19 protein-coding genes and 1 tRNA gene are annotated in these 23,411 nt (G+C 68.4%); 5 read left to right on the top strand and 15 right to left on the bottom strand.

Translation table 11 applies throughout. The annotated features are described in order from the left end of the window. Positions 1–11: 11 nt before the first annotated feature. Complete coding sequence (locus tag AC07R7_RS18140; RefSeq protein WP_494636143.1) at positions 12–932, top strand: LytTR family DNA-binding domain-containing protein; 921 nt, start codon at positions 12–14, stop codon at positions 930–932. Here the strand turns inward: AC07R7_RS18140 and AC07R7_RS18135 are convergent. The 7 genes from AC07R7_RS18135 to AC07R7_RS18105 form a co-directional block, all read right to left on the bottom strand. Continuing rightward, a complete protein-coding gene (locus tag AC07R7_RS18135) occupies positions 929–1,429 on the bottom strand; it encodes a GNAT family N-acetyltransferase (RefSeq protein ID WP_395443981.1) in 501 nt (166 codons plus the stop codon). The two genes, AC07R7_RS18140 and AC07R7_RS18135, sit on opposite strands and share 4 nt — an antisense overlap. Continuing rightward, positions 1,426–2,766: an N-succinylarginine dihydrolase gene (gene astB, locus AC07R7_RS18130; protein ID WP_494636142.1), complete on the bottom strand. Its 1,341-nt coding sequence runs from the start codon at positions 2,764–2,766 to the stop codon at positions 1,426–1,428. Before astB ends, AC07R7_RS18135 begins: the two co-directional genes overlap by 4 nt. After that, on the bottom strand, positions 2,763–4,214 hold the full coding sequence (gene astD, locus AC07R7_RS18125; protein WP_494636141.1) for a succinylglutamate-semialdehyde dehydrogenase: 1,452 nt from the start codon (positions 4,212–4,214) through the stop codon (positions 2,763–2,765). The genes astB and astD overlap by 4 nt, the downstream gene beginning before the upstream one ends. Next, complete coding sequence (locus AC07R7_RS18120; protein ID WP_494636140.1) at positions 4,211–5,215, bottom strand: arginine N-succinyltransferase; 1,005 nt, start codon at positions 5,213–5,215, stop codon at positions 4,211–4,213. The genes astD and AC07R7_RS18120 overlap by 4 nt, the downstream gene beginning before the upstream one ends. Next, entirely contained in the window at positions 5,216–6,460 is a 1,245-nt protein-coding gene (locus AC07R7_RS18115) for a hydrolase (protein WP_494636139.1), read from the bottom strand. 101 nt (positions 6,461–6,561) lie between these two features. Beyond that, positions 6,562–10,692, bottom strand: coding sequence for a translocation/assembly module TamB domain-containing protein (locus AC07R7_RS18110; protein ID WP_494636329.1), 4,131 nt, complete (start codon positions 10,690–10,692; stop codon positions 6,562–6,564). A gap of 71 nt (positions 10,693–10,763) precedes the next feature. Next, positions 10,764–12,548, bottom strand: coding sequence for an autotransporter assembly complex protein TamA (locus AC07R7_RS18105; RefSeq protein WP_492884641.1), 1,785 nt, complete (start codon positions 12,546–12,548; stop codon positions 10,764–10,766). A 258-nt stretch (positions 12,549–12,806) separates the two neighbouring features. Here AC07R7_RS18105 and AC07R7_RS18100 point away from each other — a divergent pair, with 258 nt between their 5' ends. The 3 genes from AC07R7_RS18100 to AC07R7_RS18090 are packed head-to-tail and all read left to right on the top strand — an operon-like array spanning position 12,807 to position 16,272. After that, positions 12,807–14,330, top strand: a complete 1,524-nt coding sequence (locus AC07R7_RS18100; RefSeq protein ID WP_492884639.1) for a circularly permuted type 2 ATP-grasp protein — start codon at positions 12,807–12,809, stop codon at positions 14,328–14,330. Further along, positions 14,327–15,274, top strand: a complete 948-nt coding sequence (locus AC07R7_RS18095) for an alpha-E domain-containing protein (protein WP_492884637.1) — start codon at positions 14,327–14,329, stop codon at positions 15,272–15,274. Before AC07R7_RS18100 ends, AC07R7_RS18095 begins: the two co-directional genes overlap by 4 nt. Before the next feature lie 11 nt (positions 15,275–15,285). Further along, on the top strand, positions 15,286–16,272 hold the full coding sequence (locus tag AC07R7_RS18090) for a transglutaminase family protein (RefSeq protein WP_492884635.1): 987 nt from the start codon (positions 15,286–15,288) through the stop codon (positions 16,270–16,272). An 18-nt stretch (positions 16,273–16,290) separates the two neighbouring features. Here the strand turns inward: AC07R7_RS18090 and AC07R7_RS18085 are convergent, their stop codons facing one another. From AC07R7_RS18085 to AC07R7_RS18060, 6 genes are all read right to left on the bottom strand, one after another. Then, positions 16,291–16,647, bottom strand: coding sequence for a PilZ domain-containing protein (locus AC07R7_RS18085; protein WP_492884633.1), 357 nt, complete (start codon positions 16,645–16,647; stop codon positions 16,291–16,293). Positions 16,648–16,754: 107 nt separating this feature from the next. Continuing rightward, a complete protein-coding gene (locus tag AC07R7_RS18080; protein WP_492884631.1) occupies positions 16,755–17,774 on the bottom strand; it encodes a sulfate/molybdate ABC transporter ATP-binding protein in 1,020 nt (339 codons plus the stop codon). A gap of 17 nt (positions 17,775–17,791) precedes the next feature. Beyond that, positions 17,792–18,670, bottom strand: a complete 879-nt coding sequence (gene cysW / locus AC07R7_RS18075; protein WP_492838402.1) for a sulfate ABC transporter permease subunit CysW — start codon at positions 18,668–18,670, stop codon at positions 17,792–17,794. After that, positions 18,670–19,542, bottom strand: coding sequence for a sulfate ABC transporter permease subunit CysT (cysT, locus tag AC07R7_RS18070; RefSeq protein WP_492884629.1), 873 nt, complete (start codon positions 19,540–19,542; stop codon positions 18,670–18,672). The genes cysW and cysT overlap by 1 nt, the downstream gene beginning before the upstream one ends. A gap of 147 nt (positions 19,543–19,689) precedes the next feature. Continuing rightward, positions 19,690–20,130: a hypothetical protein gene (locus AC07R7_RS18065; protein WP_492884627.1), complete on the bottom strand. Its 441-nt coding sequence runs from the start codon at positions 20,128–20,130 to the stop codon at positions 19,690–19,692. 98 nt (positions 20,131–20,228) lie between these two features. Then, positions 20,229–20,303: transfer RNA gene (locus AC07R7_RS18060), tRNA-Lys, on the bottom strand. Between the two features lie 127 nt (positions 20,304–20,430). Here AC07R7_RS18060 and AC07R7_RS18055 point away from each other — a divergent pair. Further along, positions 20,431–21,168 carry a hypothetical protein gene (locus AC07R7_RS18055; protein WP_492884625.1) on the top strand — a complete coding sequence of 246 codons (738 nt, stop codon included), beginning with the start codon at positions 20,431–20,433 and terminating at the stop codon, positions 21,166–21,168. Between the two features lie 22 nt (positions 21,169–21,190). Here AC07R7_RS18055 and tgt read toward each other — a convergent pair whose 3' ends face one another. Both tgt and queA read right to left on the bottom strand, forming a co-directional pair. After that, positions 21,191–22,309 carry a tRNA guanosine(34) transglycosylase Tgt gene (tgt, locus tag AC07R7_RS18050; RefSeq protein ID WP_492885492.1) on the bottom strand — a complete coding sequence of 373 codons (1,119 nt, stop codon included), beginning with the start codon at positions 22,307–22,309 and terminating at the stop codon, positions 21,191–21,193. Beyond that, positions 22,306–23,406 (bottom strand): tRNA preQ1(34) S-adenosylmethionine ribosyltransferase-isomerase QueA, encoded by a 1,101-nt coding sequence (gene queA / locus AC07R7_RS18045; protein WP_494636138.1) that lies wholly within the window; start codon positions 23,404–23,406, stop codon positions 22,306–22,308. Before queA ends, tgt begins: the two co-directional genes overlap by 4 nt. Positions 23,407–23,411 lie beyond the last annotated feature (5 nt).

The raw sequence follows: 23,411 nt of genomic DNA, 5'->3' as shown, positions 1-23,411 counted from the left end.
AGGCGTCCGGCTTGAAAAGCGATGCCAAGGACCTGACGCAGCGCGCCCCGGCCAGCCAAGCGTCCGGGGATCAGCGGTCGCTGGCTGGGACGACCGGAAAGGCTTCAGGGACCAGCGGCGGGCTTTTCGGGATGACCGGCGAGGAACGCCTGTGGCTAACCCGCGCCTGGATTCTTGGAGCCTGCCTGATCGCGGCGATCACGGTGGTCAACGTCCTCACCATCCAGCACGACGCGCCGAGACTGGGCGTGATCCGGCCGGCGATCTGGGAGGTGAGCAGCGCGCTGGTCACCATGGTCATCTTCGGCATTCCGGCGGCCATGGCCCTCTGGATGGTGCGCAAGCAGCCGCGCTGGTGGCAGGCCGTCCCGGCGCACCTCGTCGCCGTGTTCGTCTATTCGGTCCTGCACGTCTCCAGTTTCGTGGCTCTGCGCAAGCTCGGTCACGCCGTCATTCTGCACGAGGGCTACGACTTCGGGCCGCTCTCGACCGAGTTCCCGTACGAGTTCCGCAAGGACATGATGTCCTACGGCCTGGCGACGATCATCTACTGGCTGGCCCTGCGGCGCAGCGCCCAGAAGCCCCCAGAGGCTCATGTCCCCGCCCCGCCCGCCACGTTCGACATCCAGGACGGCGCGCGGCTGATCCGCGTTCCCGTCGCCGACATCCTGGCCGTGCGTTCGGCGGGCAACTATGTTGAATTCGTCCTCGCCCACGACCGACGACCGCTGATGCGCTCGTCGCTGAGCGCCGTGCTGGAGAAACTGGCCCCGCGGGGCTTCGTGCGCACCCACAAGTCCTGGCTGGTCAACACGGCCCGCGTGACGGGTCTAAAGCCGGAAGGCTCTGGCGACTACGCCGTCGAGCTCGATGGCCTGGAGGCTCCGCTATCGCGGCGCTTCCCCGAGGCCTTGGCGGCGCTACGGCGCTAAAGTAGCATTCCCATCAGGATGTCGTCCTCGAAGCGGCCGTCGGGATAGAGACCGCGCTTGGCCTGACGCCCCTCCTGCTGGAAGCCCAGGCGCTCGTAGAGACGGATGGCGTCCGGATTGCCCGCCCCGGCCGCCAGCTCGATGCGCAGCACCGGCGGGCTCATGGTGCGCGCCTCGGCGATCAGCGCCATGAAGAGCTTGGAGCCGATGCCTCGCCCTTGGTGATCCGGCTGGACCGCGACCGTCACCCCGCCCAGCACGTGGGCGAAGAGCGCGATATGCTCACGGCGCGCATGAATCTCGCCGCAGATGCTCCCCTCTTGATCGACCGCCACGAGGCAAACGCCGCCTGGCGTCTCGATCACGCCGCGAACATAGGCCTCCGTGATTTCCTCGGGCGTGCGCGCCAGCCGCCCCGGCTGAACCGCCGCGGCCTTGTGCGTGGCCAAGATCCCGGAAAGGTCGTCGAGGCTCGCCTGCCGGATAGTGACGCTCATGACGCTCTCTGAAATGGATAGAAGTCTCCGCCAAGGTCTAGGATCTGGCTGAGTTCGTCCAGAGCCTCCCGACACTCTGTCAACAGGTCGGGGTCGGCCAGGTCCGCCGGGGCCAGGCGGTCGCGATAGCGGCGCCGCACCCAGTCGGCCAAGGTGGCGTGCAGAGCCGGCGTGAACCGCTGGGCGGGATTCGTCGCCGACAGCTCGGCGTCGGTCAGGACCACCCGCAAACGCAAGCAGGCCGGGCCGCCGCCGTTGCGCATACTTTGGCGGACGTCGACATACTCCACGCGGCCGATCGGACCGTTGGACGAGGCCAGGCTCTCAGCGACCGCGAAGGCGCGCGGGTTGTCGCGTGTCTCGGCCGGGGCCAGCAGCACCAGGCGGTCCTCCCCCGGGATCACCAGAAGCTGCGAATTGAACAGATAGCTAGCCACGAGATCGGCCATCGGCAGGTCAGCCTCCGAAACCTCGACGAAGGCCGGCTCGAACAGCCCCTCGGCGGCGTCGCGAATATCTCGCTCCATCCCGGCGCGATCCTCGAAGGCGCGTTCGTGGAAGAACAGGCACTCCCGCGTGCCGACGCAGACCACGTCGTTGTGGAACGCCCCGCCCTCGATCGCCGCGCGGCCCTGCTGCGGAAACACCGCCCGCGCCGCGCCATGGCGGCGCTGGATGGCCTCGAAGGCCTCGCGAGTCTGGCGGGCCGGGAACCTGCCGTCCCAATGGCCCCAGGCCTCGCGCCCCCAGACGAACAGGTTGACGCCCGGCGCGCCATGATCGGCGCAGAGCCGGACGTGGTTGGCCGCGCCCTCGTCGGCGAAGTGCGGCTGGGCCGGCAGCGGGTCGTGGACGGCGAAACGGGCTTCGTCGGGAAACAGACGACGCAGGGCGCGCGTGGTCTGCGGGCCTTCCAGGCTGCGATGCAGGTTGGTCAGCAGGTTGGCCGGCGTGAAATGGACACGGCCGTCAGCCGTATCGGCGCTGGGCGTCACCGTCGCGGCGTTGGCGGCCCACATCGGCGAAGCAGAACATGCGGCGGCGGCCAGCGCCGGCGCATCCTTCCAGGCCTGTTCGATCACCGCCGCTTCCGAACCGGAAAAGCCAAGGGATTTCAAGAGACTTACAGCCGGCCGCTCATGCGGCGGCAACACGAACTGCGGGATCCCCAGATCCGCCAGGCGGCGCATCTTGCCAAGCCCTTCCAGCGCCGCGCCCCGCGGGTTCGACGCCTCGCCGGCGTTCCTCTGGCTGGCCAGGTTCCCCGGCGAGAGACCGACGTAGGAGTGGGTCGGCCCGACCAGGCCGTCGCAATTGGCCTCGACCGCGCTGCTCATCCGCGCAGGCCCTTGATGTCCTTCAGGGTGTCGGTGATGGACGGAGCCTCGAAACTGGCGACCGGATAGGCGCAGTAGTCGGCGGCGTAATAGGCGCTGGGCCGATGGTTGCCAGAGGCGCCCAGGCCGCCGAACGGCATCGACCCCGCGGCGCCCGTCGTCGGCCGGTTCCAGTTCACCACCCCGGCGCGAATTCGGTTCAGGAACTGATCCCAACGCCTTGACTCGTTGGAGATAAGCCCCGCCGAGAGACCGTAGCGCGTGGCGTTGGCGGCTTTCAGCGCGTCGTCGTAGCTGGCCACGCGGCGCACCTGCAGCCACGGGGCGAACAGCTCCTCGTCGGGCGTGTCGACGCCGGTGACGTCGACGATCCCGGGCGTCACGAAGGCCTCGCTGAGGCCCTCGACCGACCTTAGCGAACGGATGCGCTCACCGCCCATGGTGTCAGCGATGGCGCGAGCGGCCTCGGCGGCGCGGGCCGAGATCAGCGGACCCATGAAGGTCTCGCCTTCCCCGTTCCAGGGCCCGATCGAGAGCCGGTCGGCCAGAGCCGCCGTCGCCTCGATCACCTTCCGGCCAAAGGCGTCGTCCGGCACGATCAGCCGCCGCGCGCACGAGCAGCGCTGGCCTGTGGTGATGAAGGCCGACTGCACGACCAGCGCCGCCACGGCCTCGGCGTCGTCGGCGTCCCAGACCACCAGCGGATTGTTGCCGCCCAGCTCCAGGGCCAGGATCACATCGGGTCGGTCGGCGAAGTGGCGGCGGAAGAAGGTTCCGGCCGCCGCCGAGCCGGTGAACAGCAAGCCGTCGATCGCCTGGTTGATCAACGCCTGACCGGTCTCACGGTCACCTTGGACGAGGTTGACGACGCCCGCCGGCGCGCCAGCCGCCTCCAAGGCCTCGATCATCAGCTGACCCGCCAGAGGCGTCTCCTCCGACGGCTTGAACACCACGGTGTCGCCCGCCAGCAGGGCCGGCACTATGTGGCCGTTGGGCAGGTGGCCGGGAAAGTTGAACGGCCCCAGCACCGCCATGACGCCATGGGCCCGATGACGTAGCACGGCGCGGCCGAACGGCATGGCGTTCTCAGTGACGCCCGTACGCTCGTCATAGGCCTTGATCGACAGGTCGACCTTGCCGGCCATGGAGCCCAGTTCGGCCTTGGTTTCCCACAGAGCCTTGCCAGTCTCGCGGCTCAGGGCCTCGGCGAAGGCGGCGGTGCGCTCGACCAGAATCTCCTTGTAACGGCGCAGGACAGCGATGCGCGCCTCGCGCGGCTGGTCGGCCCAGGCGGGGAAGGCCCGGTGCGCCGCGGCCACGGCCTCGGCGACATCGGCCTCGGTGGCGGCCGCCTCGCGCCACACCGCCTCGCCGGTCGCCGGGTCGGTCGAGACCAGCTCCGGACCGCGCCCCGAACGCCACTTCCCGTCGATGAACAAGCCGCTCATGCCTTCACCCGCACCATGTCGCCTTCGCCTACGCCCAGAGCCTGGGCCGTCTCTCGTCCCAGGATCGCGTTCTCGCCGTCGATCAGCACGGGCGCTCGCGCCGCCCGGAACCGGGCCAGGGCGCCGCTGGAGACCAAGGCCTCCTCGCCGAACGCGTCCTCGCCAATCTTCACCCGCAGGCTGCGCGCATCCCGCACCGTCTTGATGTCGTCGCGGCGCGCGGCGACGGTCGGCCCGGCGTCGAAGATGTCGATCAACCCCTGATAGCGAAAGCCCTCGGCCTCCAGCATGGCCCGCGCCGCCTCGCCCTCGCGGTGGACACGGCCCAGCACCTCGCTGGCTTCCTGGGGCAGCAACTCGGCATAGATCGGATGGCGCGGCGCCAGGTCGAGGATGAACTGGCCATCGGTCGATGCGCTCATCATGTCGGCCTCGTCGAACTCCAGGCGGAAGAACTTGCTGGCCACGTGGTCCCAGAACGGGCACCCGCCATCCTCGTCGAACCAGCCGCGCAGTTCGGCCAGCACCATTTCGGCGAAGCGCTGGGGCTCCAGGCCGATCAGCATGTAGCGCGACTGGGCCAGCAGGCGCCCCGCCCCGCCCTTGCGGCGCTCGGGCCGCAGGAACAACGAGCCGACCTCCGACCAGCCGGCGCACTCGTTGACCAGCACCAGGGCCCGGTGATCGAAGCGCTTCGCCAGGGTCGGCGACGATTGGGCCAGGGTGACCACCCGGAAGGAGAAGTGCGGCCGCTTCAGCCCCACGCCCGCCTTGACCCCGGCGACGCCGATCACGTCATTGGCCTCCAGGTCCTCCAGCATCAGGGTGTACCAGGCCTCGGGCGGGGCGACGCCGGACTGGAAGCTGGCTTCCGACAGCGCCAGGCGGGCGCGCAAGGTGGGCTCATCCTCGGGCAGGCTGGTGAAGCCGCGCCCGGACAGCACGGCCAGTTCCATCAGGGCGTCGAAGTCGGCGGAGCCGGCGGGACGGACGACAAGCATTCAGAAACTCCCCATGGCCGCGCGGAGCGCTCTGGCGTCGATCTCGCCGCTGGCCAGTTTCATCAGGATCAGCGCCGAGAGCTGCGCGCGCTCGACGAAGCTTTCCGGAAAGGCGTGCTCGGCCTCGCTGTGGATATCGCCGCCGCGCACACCCAGGGTGTCGACGTTCGGCAGACCCGAAGCGAACAAATTGTTGCCCTCGCAGACGCCGCCCGACGGCTTCCAGGCGATGTCCTGCCCGAGCAGCGCGCCGACGTCCTTCACCGCCCCGAACAGCTGTTGCTGGGCGGCGTTGAACGGCTTGGCGCCGCGGGTGATCAGGCCGTGCAGATGGGCGTGCAGGTCATCGCCGATCTCGCCGACGATGCTGGCCACCTCGGCCTCGAACCAGGCGGCGGCCTGCGCTTCCGGGAAGCGGACGTTGAAGCGGACCACCGCCACGTCCGGCACCATGTTCAGCGGCGCGCCGCCGTCGATGCGGGCGACATTGACCGTGACGCCGTCGCGCTGGCCGTTCAGGCCGTGCAGCTTTTCGGCCACGCGCGCCGCGCCGATGATGGCGTTGCGGCCGGCGGCGAAGTCACGGCCGGCATGGGCCGCGCGGCCGTGGATGACGATGTGGAAGTTGCCCGAGCCCTTGCGCGCCGAGGCCAGGGCCCCATCCGCGAGGGCCGGCTCATAGGTCAGGCCGACATGGCCGCGCCGCGCGAAATCCGCCAGCACCGGCCCCGAGGCGATCGAGCCGATCTCCTCGTCCGGCGACAGCAGCACGCGGTAGCCGACATTGTGCGAGGCAGGGTGAGCTTCGAACCCTTCCAGCGCCGCCAGCATGACCGAGATGCCGCCCTTCATGTCGGCGATGCCCGGACCGTGCAGCGCGCCGTCGGGACGCGTGCGAACGACCTGGAACGGGCTCGTCTCGGGATAGACGGTGTCATAGTGGCCGGTCAGCACGACCTGGACCGGGGCCTCGGGACGCACCACGACAGCCAGGGACGGCGGGTGATGAAACTCGGTCTCGCGGCCGTCGGCGGCGATCTCCCGCGACGGCGACAGCGGCGTCTCGATCGGCGCGGCGGGCAGGCGCGCGGCCGCGTCGAGCAGAATTTGCCTCTGGCGCTCCAGCCCGGCCAAGTGCCGGCTGCCGGAGTTGATGGCGCACCAGTCCACGGCGCGGTCGACGATCAGGCCGCCATCGCGCGCGATGTGATCCAGAACCGCACGATCTTCTGAATTGAGTCGCATGAAAAGCCTGTCCTCCCTCAGTCAAGATAACCAAGGGCCGCGGGCAAATCGTTGTCACCTCCGAGGAGGTAACCGGTCGCCCGCGCAACAGCCTTGCGTCTCTAATAGTCTTTTCTCCAGCGGACGGAAAGCTTGGCGTCGTTCTGGCCGCCAATGCGCGAGACCAGCGACAGCGTCCGACGGACGCGCCACTCGACCTGGGCGGCGGGCCCCTCCCGGCCGCCGCCGATAATCTCGACATAGACGTCGTCGGTTACGTACTTACCGCCCGACACCGTCATGCCCGTGGCGCTTTCGGCGAAGGCCAGGCGATCGAGGCGCGCGAAGCTGCGCAGGTTGCCGATCACGTCGAAGCCCCCGCCGCCGGCCAGCGAGGCGAGCGCGGACGCCAGCTGAGCCGCCTCGATCGGCGACAGCTGGGCGGCCGAGGCGCCGAACAGCACCTGGCTGAGCACCTCGTCGCTGGGCAGCTCGGGCTTGGAGGTCAGGGTGATCTCGGGCTTGGCGGCCGTGCCCTTGATGCGGACCACCGCCGTCAGGGAGGTGTCCTGGCGTGTCGCTGAAAGGTCCAGGCGGATGCGGTCCAGTTGACTGGACAGATAGACCACGCCGTCGTCGTCGAACTCGAACCGCTTGCCGGCGAAGTCGTACTCACCCCGCACCATGCGCGCCACGCCCGAGAGCTGTGGGGCCAGGGAGGTGCCGCCGACATGGGCGTCCAGCGACAGCTCGACGTCCAGGCCGCGACCGCGCACGAACACCCGGCGCGGCGCCTTCAGGTCCAGGTCCAGAATCATACCGCCCGTGTTCGGGCGGCGCTGCAGGCCCTGGTCGAGATCCTGAGGGCGGTTGCGCTCGATCACGTCCATGGCCACGACGCCGGCCGGTGTCTTGCTCTGGGCCGAGACATCGGCGCGGTCGAGGGTCACCGCCCCCGTCAACTTGATCTTGCCGTCGGCTGAACGGTTCACCGAAGCCTGCCCACTGGCGACCGCCGAAGCCAGGTCGTTGTCGATCAGGCGGAAGCTCTTCATGTCGAGCTTGAAGTTGCCGACGCCGTCGCGCGCCAGGCTGATCCGCCCCTGGCCCGAGATCGTACCGCCCTGCCCGTCCTCGCCAATGGCCTGGCTGACGTCGATGGCGTTGTCGGCCAGGGCCGTTCGAAGGACGACGTTGCGCAGACGCAGGCCGGTCTGGCCGTCCTCGAAGCCGCCATTGTCCAGGGTCGCCGAACCCAGCAGGCGCGGGTCGGCGAGCGTGCCGCCGATGCTGCCCTGCAGATTGATGCGCCCCGACAGCGAGCGGTCGGCGCCCATCAGCAGGTTCCACAGCGGCTTGATCTCGCCCTTGGCCGAGAACTGCCCCTGCACGCCGCGCTTCTTGTCGATCACCAGACGCAGCGGTCGAGCCGAGGCCTCGACCGGCAGGACGAGGTTAGCGTCGGCCTTCAGGCCCTGGCTGTTGTCGCCGTCGGCGACGATGGTCAGGTGGCTGTCGGTCAGGTCGCCGTGGACCTTGGCGTTGAGCGACTGCTCGATCTTGGCGCCGCGTTCGCGGGCGTTCGAAAGGCGCATGGTGAAGTCGCCGCCCAGGGCCTCGCCCTGCCCGCGCAGATTGAACGAGCCGTCGATGTCGCCGTCGAGATCGGGGTTGAAGGCGGTGATCGCCACGCCCGCCAGTTCAGCCTTCAGCATGGCCGTGGCGCCGCCCAGGTCGGCGTCGATGTCGGCGCGTCCCTTGTCGATGGCCAGGCGTAGGCGAGCCTGGGTCGGGCCGTCGCCGAAACGCACCTTGGCCGTCTCGCGGGTCTTGATCTCGGTGCGGCCCATGCGGCCAGCGGCGTCGAGGCTGAGGTCATAGATCTTGCCGTTCTGCGCCAGGTCGCCCGTGCCGCCGATGCGCCAGCGGCCGCCGGGAGCCTCGCCGCGCGCATCGATCGACAGCGGCAGGCGCGCCAAGGGGCCGTCTGCCTTGATGCGCGCAGAACGGACCTTCCAGGCTCCGGTCGCGACGTCCTCGGCGGTCAGGTCCAGGGTCGCGCTGGCGCCGCCGCCACCGGGCGCGTCGACCAGCTTGGCCGCGCCCCTGACCTGGCCCTGAGGCAGGAAGGCGCCCGGGCCAATGGCGACGGTCAGGTCGGCCGTGGCCGGCAGGCCGTCACGCAGGCTCATCGCCCCCTTGGCCTTGGCGCCGCCGGCGTCGACGTCCAGTTCGCTCAGTTCGATGCCGCCTGGCGAGAAGCGGAAGGCCGTGCGGCCGCGCGCCGGACCATAGCCGCTGTCGGCTTGCAGCGCCGCGACACCATCGGTGGCGTTGGGGCCACGCGCGAAGGTCAGCGTCAGATGCGCCTTGGTCAGGGGCAGCATGGGAAGGTTAACGCGGTCGAAATCGGCGTTCAGCTCGGCCTTCGGGGCGGCCAGCGTGCCGCCGATGTGGCCGTCCCCCGCCGCCTTGCCGGCGACTTCGACCGGACCGGCGCGGAACGGGCCCGTCGCGGTCCAGTCCAGCTTGAAGTCGAGTTCCAGAGCCTTGGCGACCGTCATCTTTCCGGAGGATTGCAGGCTGGCGTTGGCTCCTTCCAGCTTGGCGTCCGCGACGGCCAGGACGCCGTCGTTCCAGCTGGCCTTGCCATTCAGGCGGGGCGTTGCGCCCAGCAGGCGGTCGATCTCGGGATAGCCGGTGGCGAAACCCGCCGCGCGACTGTCGACCGTGAAGCTCCAGGGCCGGTTGGCGAAGCTGTTGGCCGTCCATTTGGCGGTGACCGAACCCTTCGCGCCCGGCCGCACCGGCCCCATGCTGGCTACCTTCATGTCGCCGTCGAATGACAGGCCGCCGAGCGGTCCGCGTTCGCCCTTGCCGGTGACGATCAGGTTCGGGGCGTCGATCCGGGCCGACTTGATCAGGAACCGACCACCCTTGACCCGCGCTCCTTCGAACGAGGCCTTGGGGCTGGGGCCGAGCAGGGCCAGAATGCCCGTGCCGCCGCCGCCCGACGAGGTCGCCGCAGCCTTGATCTCCAGCTCGCCCTTGGCCCAGCGCACCTTGGCCGGTCCCTTGGCGCGCTTGAGGCGATAGCCCAGCAATTCCAGGTCGGCGACGTCGACATCACCCTCGACCGAGAAGCCGCCCTCCTCCAGTCGGAAGACGCCGTCGGCCAGGCCGCGCCCCATCTGCGGGATGGTCACGATCCGCTTCAAGGCGCCGATCTGGGCGCTGAACGCGACGCCGTCCGGCCCCGTCCGCTTCTTGGCCAGATCCGCCAGGCCGTGGCCGTGAAGGGTCAGGTTCTGGGCCATGATCGCCAGGTTCAGGTCCGACAGACCGTCCTGGGCCGTTTTCTTGCCATCGATCGTGAAATTGGCTTCCGGCCCGAACATGTGGGCCAGACGTTGGGTCAAGGTCGAGGCCGTGAGATCGATGCGGCCTCGGGCCGAACCGCCTTGCTCGGTCCAGGCGCCGTCGGCCTGCAGCGGCGTCGCCTGACCCGAGCGCGCCAAGACGTTGAACGCCGCGCGGCTGGTCGTGCCGTCGGCTTTGGCCTTCAGATCGAAGGTGCGGTTGGCCGGCAAGCCCAGCGCGCCAGCGATCGCGCCGCCATTGGCCTCGGTCGCGTCGGCGATCAGGTGCAGGCTCTTGGAGCGACCCAGGTCGAAATCGAGGTTCAGGTGATCGCCGACATGGAGGCGCGAGGCGACGCCCAGCTTGCCCTTCTGCCCGCCCTGGCGCGCCATTTCGTAGGCGCCCGCGACGTCGAAGTCGCCGTCCTTGCCGCTAAAGGCCGGGCGGGTGATCAGGCGGAACCTAAAGGCGTCGAGATCGACCGACACGGGCGCGGCGCTGGACTTGGGTCCCTTGGGCTCCATGGTCGGGCGTCGCAGCACGATGACATCGCGCGCGTCGATGCTCTCGGCGTGGAAACGACGGCCGAACAGCTCGGTCGGCCGCCAGGCCACGCGCAGGTCGTGCGCCTCCAGCCAGATCCCCTTCTCATCGGAGATGGTCAGGCGGCGGACGCCGAAGTTCTTCCAGATGTCCCCCGACAGGCCTTCGATATGCAGCCTGCCGATGCGGCCCAGCTTGAGCCCCGAGGCGCGAGCCTCCAGGAACATCCGGCCCTGCGGGGTGATGGGGGCCAGGCGCAGGCCGCCCGCCATGACAATCAGGATGCCGGCCAGGATCGCCGCGGCGATCAGCACCACGCCGCCCCAGCCGATCTTCCTCGAGACCTTCACGGCGGCCTCGCCCGCCGCCTCGGCGGCGTGGGCGACGGTCTCCGTCAGGTCAGGCTTGTCGTGCTCCGCGCTCAAAAGCTTTGACCGATGCTGAGATAGACTTGGAAGGCGGGATCGCCCTTGCGGCGGCCCATGGGCACGGCGACGTCGGCGCGGATCGGGCCAAAGCCCAGGTCGTAGCGGACACCAAAACCCGCACCGGCCCGGAAGTCCTCGCGTTGCGGCGTGTTGTGCGTGCCGATGGCGCCGGTGTCGATGAAGGCCACGCCGCTCCATTTCGAGGTGATCTTCTGGCGCAGCTCGATCGAGGTCTCGACCAGCGAGATGCCGCCCTGCGGGGTGTTGTCGGTCAGGCGCGGCCCGATGGCCTGGTAGGAATAGCCTCGCACCGAACCGCCGCCACCGGCATAAAAGCGCCGCGAGGCCGGAACGTCCTGGACGCCGCCGCCGACGATCGCGCCCAGCTTAAGGCGTCCGGCCAGCACAGTGCTGGCCTGCCGGCCGAACGGGATATAGGCCGAGCCCTGGGTGGTCAGTTTCAGGTAGGGAACGGTCGTGTCGCCGACCACGTAGGTCGGCTCGCCCCGGGCCTCCAGACGCCAGCCACGCTTGGGATCAAGGATGTTGTCCGAGAAGTCCCAGGCATAGGCCGCCAGGCCCGCGAAGGTCGCCAGGTTCAGCTTGCGGCCCGCCACCAGGCCGTTTCGGCTCACCTGTTCCTTGGTCTGGGAGATATCGAGCGAGACGCCGAAGGTGCGATAGGCGGTCGTCTGCCGTCGCTTGGTCAGGTCCACCCCGACCGTGGCGCCGGTTTCGTTATAGGCGTCGGTGTCGTTGCGGAATACGGCGGTGTTCAGCTTCAGCGTCTGCTGGGGCCGGCGCCAGTGCGGCAGCGAGATCTCGGCCCCCAGGCGTTGCTCCAACTTGGCGAAACGCAGGGCGTAGGTCGTGGTGTCGGCGCGCTTCAGCCGGTTGTAGCGGATCCAGCGCGCGTCGACGCCTGCGCCCTCGTTGGTCGAATAGCCCGCGCCCAGTTCGATGGTGCGCGACTTGCGATCCGCCAGGGTGACGACGACGGGACGATACCCCTCGGCCGTGGCCTTGTCCGTGCCCGCCAGCGAGACCGAGATCGAATCATAGACGCTGGTGTCGCGCAGGCGGCGCTCCAGCTCGGCCACGTCCTCGGGATCGTAGACGTCGCCGGACACCCAGGGGGCCAAGCGGCTGACCCAGGCGGCGTTGGTGCGCCCTTTGGTCACGACCTCGATGCCGTCGAGGTGAACCAGTTCGCCGGCCGCGATCTTGAAGGCCGGCCGGACCGTGTGGTCGGCGTGGTCGACAATGACCTCGCGCGGCTCGGCGGCCGCGTCGGCATAGCCGAGCTTGGCCACCTGGGCGACGACACGCCCCTCGGCGCCCACTACGTCCGCCGAACGGCCCGGCTCGCCCTCGGTCAGGCGCATGGCGGTGGCGGCGCGCTGGCGGGTGCCCTCATCCGGCGGCGCGCCGGACCAGTCGATGCGTGGATCGGCGATCAGGAAGACGGGACCGGGCGTGATCTTGACCACCGCGCGCGGCGGCTCGCCGTCCATGACGTCGGGTTCGACGGTGTAGCCATAATAGCCCTCGGCACGCAGAACGGCGATGGCGTCCTCGCCGGCCTGACGAGCGCGGCGACGGGCTTCGGCGCGGCTTTGGGCGGAAGTCTTGGACTGGGTCAGAGCGCGCTGGATAGCGTCGCGCAGGTATTTGTCCTCGACACCTTGGATCTGGGCCATCGGCTCGTCGGCAAGCGCGGCCGAGGCGATCAGCCAAATCACCGCCGTTAACGCGAGGGTAGTCCGCCCAAGCACCAAATCACGTTCCCCGCGCGAAGCGCCCCCGGGCCCTGCTGTAGTCCGGGGTGGCGCCGCTGTCACGACAGGAAATGCAACGAACCTTGCCCGAGCGGCGCTTCTCAAAGCGGGCGAATGGCGCCCAAATGATAAGCAGTCATGCGCATCCACGTGGCGGACGTCGAATCCGGCGCGCATGGTGGTCGCTACACTCTAGAGTCGGGGACGGCGCGGGCTCACCGGTCCGCGCCCAAGGTTGTGAGAAACGTGGATAAAAGCGTGGCGGCGAAGACCCAAACCCTCGTGAACGCACCGACCCTGCCGATGACGGAGGCGGCGTACCTGCCGGGGATCGCCTACGACGAGATGTTCACGCCCGAGGGTGAGGTCCGGCCGCACTACGATCCGCTGCATGGCCGCATGTCGACCCTTGGCGCCGAGGAACTGGCGGGGCGTCAGCGGACGCTGGAACGTTCGTTCCTGCTGCAGGGCATCACCTTCACCGTCTATGGAGCCGACAACACCACCGAGCGGGTCATGCCGACCGACCTGTTCCCACGCATCATCCCCGCGGCGGAATGGTCGAAGATCGAGGCGGGCCTAGCCCAGAGACTGCAGGCGCTGAACCTGTTCCTGGCCGATATCTATGGCGATCAGCAGATCCTAATGGACGGCGTGGTTCCGCGCGAGCTCGTGCTGGGCGCGCCGTCGTATCGCCGCGAGATGCAGCACGTCTATGTACCGCACAAGGCCTACGCCAATGTCTGCGGCAGCGACCTGATCCGCTGCCAGGACGGCCAGTTCGCGGTGCTGGAGGACAATCTTCGGGTCCCGTCCGGCGTCTCGTACATGCTGGCCAATCGCGACGCGGCCAAGCGGACCTTCCCCGGCACCTATCGCGCCGCCGGCGTACGGCCGGTCGAGCGCTATCCCGACCTGCTGCTGGCCACGCTGAAGAGCATGGCCGCCGACTGGCGCGGCGATCCGCAGGTCGTGGTGCTGACGCCCGGCGTCTATAACAGCGCCTACTATGAGCACGCCTATCTGGCCCGTCTGATGGGCGTGCCGCTGGTCGAGGGCCGTGACCTCGTTGTGCACGAAAACATGGTCTATATGCGCACCACGACCGGCATCCGCCGGGTGGACGTGATCTATCGCCGGGTCGACGACGACTTCATCGACCCCCTCACCTTCCGGCGCGACAGCTCGCTGGGCGCGGCCGGTCTGTTCAACGCCTATCGCGCCGGCAATGTGGTGATCTGCAACGCGCCGGGCACCGGCGTCGCCGACGACAAGGCCGTCTACGCTTATGTCCCCGATATCATCCGCTACTATCTGGGCGAGGACGCCATCCTGCCCAATATCGAGACCTTCCTTTGCCGCGAACCGCGCCAGTTGGGCCACGTGCTCGACAATCTCGACAAGTACGTGGTCAAGGCCGTCGGCGCCTCGGGCGGCTACGGCATGCTGGTCGGTCCGCACGCCAGCCAGAAGGAGCGCGACGACTTCGCCCAGGCGATCAAGGCCGATCCGGACAACTACATCGCTCAGCCGACCATCCAGCTGTCGACCGCGCCCTGCCTGGTCGACGGACGCATCGAGCCTCGCCACGTTGACCTGCGCCCCTTCATCCTGTCGGGCGAGAAGACCATCGTCACGCCCGGCGCCCTGACCCGGGTGGCGCTGAAGCGCGGCTCGCTGGTGGTCAATTCCAGCCAGGGCGGCGGCTCCAAGGACACCTGGGTGCTGGCCGAGGAGAACGGCCAGACCAATGGCCACGGCAACGGGAGCGCCCGCCCATGATGCTCGCGCGCGTGGCTGACAGCCTCTACTGGCTGGGCCGATACATCGAACGGGCCGAGCACCTTTCGCGCCTCTCCAGCGTCATGTTGAACGCGACCCTGGACCAGACCGACTCCGGCGCCCACGCGGTGCGGATCGCCATGGCCGCCGTGGGCGATCCCGCCGATGGTGTGGACGTCGGCTCCTTCGAGGCCGCCGAGGCCCTGGTGCTGGATCGCAGCGACACCAATTCGGTCGTCTCGTCCCTGGCCCGGGCGCGCGAGAACGCCCGCCAGGTCCGCGACCAGATCACCACGGAGACCTGGGAGCGGCTCAACCTGCTCTATCTGAAGGTCACGGACGACAAGGCCGCCAAGGAATTCTCGGACGGCTCGGCCAACTTCCTGCACGACGTCATCGCCGATCTGCACCTGTTCAAGGGCGCGGCCGACACCACCATGAGCCACGGCGAGAGCTGGCGGTTCATGATGCTGGGAATCTATATGGAGCGCGCCCAGCTGGTCTCGCGACTGCTGGAAGTGTGCTTCGCGGAGAGCCCCGTGCACGGCCACGTCGACGACCACGTGGCCCTGGTCAGCGTGCTGCGCATGGCCTGCGCGCTGGAGCCGTATCTGCGGGTCTACACCGCCGAGATCGAGCCGCGGCACATCCTGGAATTCCTGGTCTTCGACGAGGACTTCCCGCGCTCGATCCGCTTCGCCACAGCCCAGATCGAACAGCACCTGTCGGCCATGGCTCGCAACGCCTTCACTGGCGAGCGCCCGGGTCCCGAGCGCCTCGCGGGCCGCCTCAAGGCCCGCCTGCAGTTCGCCGATGTCGACGAGCTGGAAGCCGTTGGGGCCGGACCGCTGCTGACCACCGTCGTCAACGAATGCGCGCGCATCCACGAAGCGATCTACGAGACCTTCGTGGCCTATCCGCTCGAAACGCGCCTTCCGGCCTAGGATCCAAGATCGTGCTGCTCGAAATCCGCCACGTCACCCAGTACCACTACGAGAAGCCCGTGCGGGAGAGCCTGATGGAGCTGTGGATGCAGCCTCAGAAGACGGCCCGCCAGCGCCTGGTCAGCTTCGAGCTGGACCTGGAGCCAGCCGCCCAGGTGTTCTCCTACGCCGACAGCTTCGGCAACGCCGTCTACCACTTCGACGTGCCCCAGCCGCACGACAAGCTGACCATCGTCGCCCGCTCGGCCGTCGAGACCGAGCCGACCGGCGAGCGTCCAGACCACTTGGATATGGGCGAATGGGACCGCATGCGCAGCGAGTTCGTGCGGGGCGAATGCTTCGACTTCCTGCGCCCCCATGGCTTTGTCCGGACCACTGACGCCCTGCGGACCTTCATCTACGAGCACGACCTGGACACCCTAAGGCGCAAGGACCCGCTGACGGCGGTCCGCATGCTGTCCGAGACCATCTACAGGGCGTTCGAATACCAACCCGGCGTCACCGACGCCGACAGCCCGATCGACCTGGCCCTGAGCGCCGGGCGCGGGGTCTGTCAGGACTTCGCGCACATCATGCTGGCCATCTGCCGCGAGTGGGGCATCCCGGCCCGCTACGTCTCCGGCTACCTGTTCACCGATCGCGACGCCGGCGACCGCTCCGACCCGGACGCCACCCACGCCTGGGTCGAGGTGTTCCTGCCCAGCCTTCGCTGGGTCGGCCTGGACCCGACCAACAACATGATGACCAGTGAGCGCCACGTCGGCGTGGCGGTCGGCCGCGACTATGCGGACGTCACCCCGTCGCGCGGGGTCTACAAGGGCGATGCCGAAAGCCAATTGGCCGTGGGGGTCACCGTCCGCCGCGCGCGGGCCGCCCTGGCCGAGCCGGAATTCCTGCGCATGGCCCGCCCAAGCTTCGCCGGCGGCCGTCGCCGTCCCGACGCGGCCTTGAAGCAGGAACTGCACCAGCAGCAACAACAACAGCAGCAGCAGCAGTGATCTACTGAAGGATCGACCCTACTGAAGGATCTCCGGCGGCAGGGTGGCCGCGAACCGACGGGCGATATCCAACGCCCCGGCAGCGCCGCCCGCGCGAGGCCCCATGCGCTCGGTCTGCAGGAACTGTACGCCCACTTCGGCGCCCGAACGCCACACGACATGCGCCAGGTGCACCCGGCGCCCGCCGGCGTCGACGAAAATGAACTTGTCCGGCGGCGAGGTGATGCCGGCCGTCGACAGTCGCGCGCCCTTCTCGGCTACATCCAGCAGCGAGCATTTCCACGAGCGCGGATCGTCGACGATGTAGATCTTGCGCGCCGCCGGCATCCGAGGATGCGCGCGGCGTTCAGCGCCCGAGGGCTCGACCATGACCATGCGACCTTAGAACTCCCGTCGAGTCGTCGACGACCTTAGCGCAGACGACGACGCTACGCGCCAACGCTGAACGTCGTTCATCCGATCTCGGTCTAACGGGTAGAACCTTAGGCAGCGTAAACGTGGGCCTTGCGAGCGACGATCTTCACCGTGCCCTGAAAACGGGGGGCTTCGGCGCGCGAGGCGCTGATCTCGATCGGACGGCCGTCGGCGGCGGTGGCGCTGACCGTGGTCAGAGCCCCCTGCACGTGGGCGCGATCGACCCGCACCTCGAAGCCGGCGTCGTCCAGCACGAAGTCGTGCGGCCGGACATAGGCGGTGGCCGAACCCTCGCGAACGCCGCCGGCCGGCAGGCGCAGCGCGCCGGCGCTGAACTGGCCGCCGCCGACCTGCCCCTCGAAGCAGTTGGCCTCGCCAACGAAGCCGCAGACGAAGGCGGTCTCGGGCTGGTCATGGACCTGATCGGGCGTGCCGATCTGCTCGATCGAGCCCTTGTTCAGGATGGCCACGCGGTCGGCCAGCTCCAGGGCCTCCTCCTGATCATGGGTGACGAAGATGGTGGTGACGCCCGTGGCGTCGTGCACGCGGCGCAGCTCCTTGCGCAGCGACTTGCGGACCGTGGCGTCCAAGGCGCCGAACGGCTCGTCCAGCAAGAGCACGCTGGGCTGCACGGCCAGCGCCCGTGACAGGGCCACGCGTTGGCGCTGGCCGCCCGAAAGCTGCGAGGGGTAGCGCTTGCCCAGGCCGTCCAGCTCGACCAGCTTCAGCAGGTCCTCGACCCGCTGGGCGATCTCGGCCTTGGACGGCTTGTCCTTGCCCTTCCGGACATCGAGGCCGAACGCGATGTTCTTGGCCACGGTCATGTGCTTGAACAGCGCGTACTGCTGGAAGACGAAACCCACGCGGCGATCGGCGGCCGAGGCGAAGGTCACGTCCTCGCCATCGAACAGCACCTGGCCGGCGTCGGGGAATTCCAGGCCGGCGATCGTGCGCAGCAGCGTGGTCTTGCCCGAGCCCGAGGGGCCCAACAGGGCCAGCAGTTCGCCGTCGTCGATCTCGAGATCGACCTTGCTGAGCGCCGGATAGCGTTCGAACTTCTTGTCGACGGAGCGGATGGAGATGGTCATGTGACTGTTAGGTCCGTTCAGTGTCCGCCGCGGCCGCGCCCAAACCCGCTATTGCCGGGTTGGACGACTTCCAGCGCCGTCTTCAGCACCAGGGTCACCACGGCCAGAAGGCAAAGCAAGGCCGCGACGGCGAAGGCGCCGACGAAGTCGTACTCGTTGTAGAGGATCTCGACGTGCAGCGGCATGGTGTTGGTCAGGCCGCGGATATGGCCGCTGACCACCGACACCGCGCCGAACTCGCCCATGGCGCGGGCGTTGCACAGCAGCACGCCATACATCAGCCCCCAGCGGACGTTCGGCGCGGTCACCCGCCAGAAGGTTGTCAGCCCGCTCGCCCCCATCGAAACCGCGGCCTCCTCCTCGGCGGTTCCCTGTTCCTGCATCAGCGGGATCAGCTCTCGGGCCACGAAGGGGAAAGTGACGAAGACGGTCGCCAGCACGATGCCGGGCACGGCGAAGATGATCTTGATGTCGTTGTCGACCAGATAGTCGCCGAACCATCCCTGCAGGCCGAAGATCAGCACGTAGATCAAGCCCGCCACCACCGGCGACACGGAGAACGGCAGGTCGATCAGCGTGATCAGCAGCGCCTTGCCCTTGAAGTCGTGCTTGGCGATCGCCCAGCTCGCGCACAGACCGAAGGCCGCATTGAACGGCACCGCGATCGCCGCCGTGATCAGGGTCAGCTTCACGGCCGCCAGGGCGTCGGCGTTGTTGATCGCCAGCAGCGCCGCGTCGAGACCTTTGCGCAGCGCCTCGGCGAACACGGCGGCCAGTGGCAGGATCAGGACCAGCGCCAGGAAGGCCATGACCGTTCCGATCACCAGGACCTTGGCCCAGAGCGGATCGTCGGTGGCTCGGCGACGCCCTTCCAGAGAGTTTTTGGCGGCGGCCATCAGTCGAACCTCCGCGCCCAGGCCTGGATGCCGTTGATGATCAGCAGCATCGTGAACGAGACCGTCAGCATCACCACCGCGATGGTGGCGGCGCGCGCATATTCGAACTGCTCCAGCTGGATGATGATCAGCAGCGGCGCAATCTCGGACTTGTAGGGCATGTTGCCGGCGATGAAGATCACCGAGCCGTACTCGCCGACCCCGCGCGCGAAGGCCATGGCGAAGCCGGTCAGCCAGGCAGGGGCCAGGGCCGGAAGGACGATGCGCAGGATGGTGTCGATCCGGTTCGCGCCCAGACTGGCGGCAGCCTCCTCGACGTCCTCGGCGGCGTCCCGCAGCACCGGCTCAATGGTGCGGACCACGAACGGCAGGCCGATGAAGATCAAGGCGATGGTCACCCCCACCGGGTTGTAGGCGGCCTTGATACCCAGCGGAGTCAGGAACTGCCCGACCCAGCCGTTGGGCGAATAGAGCGTCGCCAAGGCGATGCCCGCCACGGCGGTCGGCAGGGCGAACGGCAGGTCGACCAGGGCGTTGACCAGGGTCTTGCCGGGAAAGTCGTAGCGCACCAGCGCCCAGGCGGTCAGCACGCCGAACACGCCGTTGATCACGGCCGCCACGAACGCCGCGCCGAAGCTCAGGCGGTAGGCTGCCAATGATCGCTGCGATGTCGCCACGGCCCAGAACTCGGCCGGCGACTGCTGCGCGGCCTTCAGGACCACGGCGCTCAGGGGGATCAGAACGATCAGCGACAGCACGGTCAGCGTCACGCCCATGGTCAGGCCGAAGCCCGGGATGGCGGACCGCCGCCGGAACAAAGGCCGCTTGCTCGGCGGCGCGGGCGGCCGGCGGGCGGCGGTCTCGGCGGTCATCGTCTGATCGTCGTCCAGGGTCCGGGCTCGCCACATGGCTCTAGGCAAAGGCTGAACGCGCGGAGCCCCATCGGGGTCCAGCGACGTCGTTGAAACTGAGCCGCTTAAATCTCTACCTCGACAATGGGGCAAACGAGAAACCCCAACTTAAGACGCAGAAAAACTACCAGCTACGCTATGCCCAGCGATCGGCGAGCCAGTGACTCGGCCCGGCGCCAAAAGCTTGAGCGACATAGTCGCGAACGGCCTCACGGGCTCCCCCCCCTGTTGGTCGAAGCCGCCATTGACCAGCGGCAAACCCGAAAAGCAGATGTTGACCGGCTGATCGTTGGCGTGCTCGCCGCGCACCAGGATGCGGGCGGAAGGGTGCATCTCGCAGAAGCGGCCGATCTCGCCAACCTTTCCCGCCTCGCCGGCAGGCACCAGCATCAGGTTGTTGACGCACGGCAGCGATCCAGCGCCGATGTCCACATAGGCCCCCGGCGTGCAGTAGAACCGGATGTCGTAATGACCCAGGAACGTCAGCACCCTGTTCCAAGGCGTTGCATCGGGCGGAAGATTCACGGTGATGGGAGCCGACCAGTTCATTGGAACTGGCTATCAGAACACCCGAGCTCCGCAAACGATCACGCGACGCCCGGCGTCGCAAAGACGCTCCGAAATCCTTGAAGATCAGAAGATTGAATTGGTAGGCCGGGTGGGGTTCGAACCCACGACCATTCGATTAAAAGTCGAATGCTCTACCACTGAGCTACCGGCCCGCTAACGTCCGGCGGGAGCCGGTTGGAAGCGGCGCGGACCATAGGCGGGGGACTTCCGTGTCGCAAGCATGGTTTCGCCGTTTTTCCGACGGATGACGGCAAAGCTGTGGGCGGGTTAGGGTGAGTCATGCGTGGAACCTTGCTTTTGGCGGTCTTTTGCGGCGCGGCGCTGGCGGGAACGGTCCATGCGCGCCAGCGACAGGAAGCGCCGCCGCTGTTGGGCGCTGCTCCCCCGCAGCAGGAAACGCCGGTCGAGCCTACCGACGACGGACGAATCAGGTCGACGTCCGAGGCGAACCGGGAGGGCATCTCCGGCGCCATGAGCGCGCCGCTGCGCGATGTGAACATCGTCCGCACCAAGATCCCGCGCGTGCTGCTGGAGGCGATGGACGATCCCTATCAGCGCCCCGCTCGCGCCGATTGCGTCAGCCTGATCGCCCTCGTCACGCCGCTCGACAGCGCCCTGGGCGAGGACATCGACCGCAATCCGCCGGTCGACGGCGAGGATCTGATGGATCGGGGACGCAAGGCGGCCGGCCAGGCGGCGCTGGGCGCGCTCGCCAGCACGGCCCAGGACATGATTCCGATGCGCGGCTGGGTGCGGAAACTGACCGGGGCCGAGCGTCACGACCGCCTGGTCCAGAGCGCCATCACCTCGGGCAATGTCCGCCGGGCCTATCTGAAGGGCCTGGGCGAGGCGCGCGGCTGCAATCCGCCGGCCACGCCGCAGCACAAGCCGCCGACCGCGCCCGTGGTCGTCGATCCGGGCATGCCGCCGCCGCGCGATCCTTACGGCCCGCTCAAACCCCGCTTCCCGATCGTCAAGGAAGAGGCGCCCACGGTTCCGCAAGGCCCCCGAGACTAGGCTCCAGCGCCGAACCGGGCGGCTAGCCTTCGCTCAGATGGCGGGCGCGGAAGTCGCGGCGGAACTGTTCGAAGCGCCCCTCGGCGATCGCGGCGCGCATGGCCGCCGTCAGCGCCTGGAAGAAGGCGATGTTGTGCCAGGACAGCAGCACCTGGCCCAGGATCTCCTCGGCCTTGAACAGGTGGCGCAGATAGGCCTTCGAATAGTCGCGGCTGGCCGGGCAGTCGCTGTCCGGGTCGAGCGGCGTCTCGTCCTCGGCGAACTTGGCGTTCTTCAGGTTGATGGCGCCGTCCCAGGTCCAGGCCTGGCCGTGACGGCCGGAGCGTGTCGGCAGCACGCAGTCGAACATGTCGACGCCGCGCGCCACGGCCTCGACCAGGTCGATCGGCTTGCCGACCCCCATCAGGTAGCGCGGACGATCCTGCGGCAACAGCCCCGGGGCGTAGTCCAGCACCTCGCACATGGCTTCGTGCCCCTCGCCCACGGCCAGGCCGCCGATGGCGTAGCCGTCGAAGCCGATCTCGCGCAGACGGTCCGACGACTCGCGGCGCAGGTTTTCGAAGGTCGAGCCCTGCTGGATGCCGAACAGCACCTGGCTGTCGCGCGTCCCGAAGGCGTCCTTCGAGCGCTGGGCCCAGCGGGCGGAGAGCTCCATGCCCTTGCGCGCCCTCGCCTCCTCGGCCGGCCAGGCGACGCACTCGTCCAGTTGCATGACGATGTCGCTGCCCAGCAGGTCGGCCTGGATCTCGATCGAGCGCTCGGGGGTCAGCACGTGCTTGGAGCCGTCGACGTGGCTGGAGAAGGTCACCGCCTCCTCGGTCAGCTTGCTGATCCCCGACAGCGACATGACCTGGAAGCCGCCGCTGTCGGTCAGGATCGGCTTGTCCCAGCGCATGAACTTGTGCAGGCCGCCCAGGCGCGCCACCCGCTCGGCCGAGGGCCGCAGCATCAGGTGGTAGGTATTGCCCAGGATGATGTCGGCGCCGGTGTCCTTGACCTGGTCGACGGTCAGGGCCTTGACGGTCGCGGCGGTGCCCACAGGCATGAAGGCGGGCGTGCGGATGTCGCCGCGCGGAGTCTTGAGAACACCCGTGCGCGCCTTGCCGTCGGTGGCGTTGATCTCGAAGGGAAACGCCATCAGCGGGCCTCGTCCTTGAACAGCAGGCTGCCATCCCCGTAGGAATAGAAGCGGTAGCCCGTGGATATGGCGTGTTCGTAGGCCGCGCGCATGGTCACCTGGCCGGCGAAGGCGCTGACCAGCATGAACAAGGTCGATCTGGGCAGGTGGAAGTTGGTCATCAGCACGTCGGCGGCGCGAAAGCGGTATCCCGGCGTGATGAAGATGGCCGTCTCGTCGGAAAACGGCCGCACGATCCCGTCCTCGCCAGTGGCGCTCTCCAGCAGGCGCAGGGACGTCGTGCCGACACAGATGATGCGGCCGCCAGCGGCATGAACGGCGTTCAGAGCGTCGGCGACCTGAGCGCTCACCTCGCCGAACTCGGCGTGCATCTTGTGCTCGGAAACGTCGTCGGTCTTGACCGGCAGGAAGGTCCCCGCGCCCACGTGCAGGGTCACGAAGTGCAGCGAGACGCCCTTTTCCTTCAGCCTTTCAAGCAGGTCGGGCGTGAAGTGCAGGCCAGCGGTCGGGGCGGCCACCGAACCGTCCTCGCGAGCATAGACGGTCTGGTAGTCGGCGCGATCGCGCTCGTCCTCGCCCCGCTTGGCGGCGATGTAAGGCGGCAGCGGCATGTCGCCGTGCTTGGCGATGCCAATATCCAGGTCCGGGCCGGAGATGTCGAAGGCCAGCACGACCTCGCCGCCCTCGTGCTTTTCGGCGACGGTGGCGTCGAGGCGATCACCCTCGCAGGCGCGGTCTTCCTGGGAACCAAACGCCACACGGTCGCCGATCTTCAGCCGCTTGCCCGGGCGCATAAAGGCGCTCCAGCGGCTGGGCGAGACACGGCGGTGCAGAGTCGCCTCGACGGCCACGGGCGTGCCGTCCGCCCCCCCCGTCGTCCGGCCTTCGCGCAGGCCGGACAGACGCGCGGGGATCACGCGAGTGTCGTTGAAGACCAGGGCGTCGCCAGGGCGCAGGAAGTCGGGCAATTCGCGGACAATGTGGTCGGCGAGCTCTTCCCCCGGACGGACCACCAGCAGGCGCGCGGCGTCACGCGGCTCGGCCGGACGCAGGGCGATATGGTTCTCGGGCAGGTCGAAATCGAAGTCGGAAAGGCGCATGGGCG

This window comes from Caulobacter sp. GW821-FHT05F04, from assembly GCF_059419665.1.
The sequence above is the reverse complement of the archived record's forward strand: the minus strand, read 5'-3'. Positions and strand labels throughout refer to the sequence as shown.

Coding starts and splice junctions, on each gene's coding strand:
- AC07R7_RS18135 (WP_395443981.1), bottom strand. CDS start 1,429: ATGAGCGTCACTATCCGGCAGGCGAGCCTCGACGACCTTTCCGGGATC.
- astB (WP_494636142.1), bottom strand. CDS start 2,766: ATGAGCAGCGCGGTCGAGGCCAATTGCGACGGCCTGGTCGGGCCGACC.
- astD (WP_494636141.1), bottom strand. CDS start 4,214: ATGAGCGGCTTGTTCATCGACGGGAAGTGGCGTTCGGGGCGCGGTCCG.
- AC07R7_RS18120 (WP_494636140.1), bottom strand. CDS start 5,215: ATGCTTGTCGTCCGTCCCGCCGGCTCCGCCGACTTCGACGCCCTGATG.
- AC07R7_RS18115 (WP_494636139.1), bottom strand. CDS start 6,460: ATGCGACTCAATTCAGAAGATCGTGCGGTTCTGGATCACATCGCGCGC.
- AC07R7_RS18095 (WP_492884637.1), top strand. CDS start 14,327: ATGATGCTCGCGCGCGTGGCTGACAGCCTCTACTGGCTGGGCCGATAC.
- AC07R7_RS18085 (WP_492884633.1), bottom strand. CDS start 16,647: ATGGTCATGGTCGAGCCCTCGGGCGCTGAACGCCGCGCGCATCCTCGG.
- AC07R7_RS18080 (WP_492884631.1), bottom strand. CDS start 17,774: ATGACCATCTCCATCCGCTCCGTCGACAAGAAGTTCGAACGCTATCCG.
- cysW (WP_492838402.1), bottom strand. CDS start 18,670: ATGGCCGCCGCCAAAAACTCTCTGGAAGGGCGTCGCCGAGCCACCGAC.
- cysT (WP_492884629.1), bottom strand. CDS start 19,542: ATGACCGCCGAGACCGCCGCCCGCCGGCCGCCCGCGCCGCCGAGCAAG.
- AC07R7_RS18065 (WP_492884627.1), bottom strand. CDS start 20,130: ATGAACTGGTCGGCTCCCATCACCGTGAATCTTCCGCCCGATGCAACG.
- AC07R7_RS18055 (WP_492884625.1), top strand. CDS start 20,431: ATGCGTGGAACCTTGCTTTTGGCGGTCTTTTGCGGCGCGGCGCTGGCG.
- queA (WP_494636138.1), bottom strand. CDS start 23,406: ATGCGCCTTTCCGACTTCGATTTCGACCTGCCCGAGAACCATATCGCC.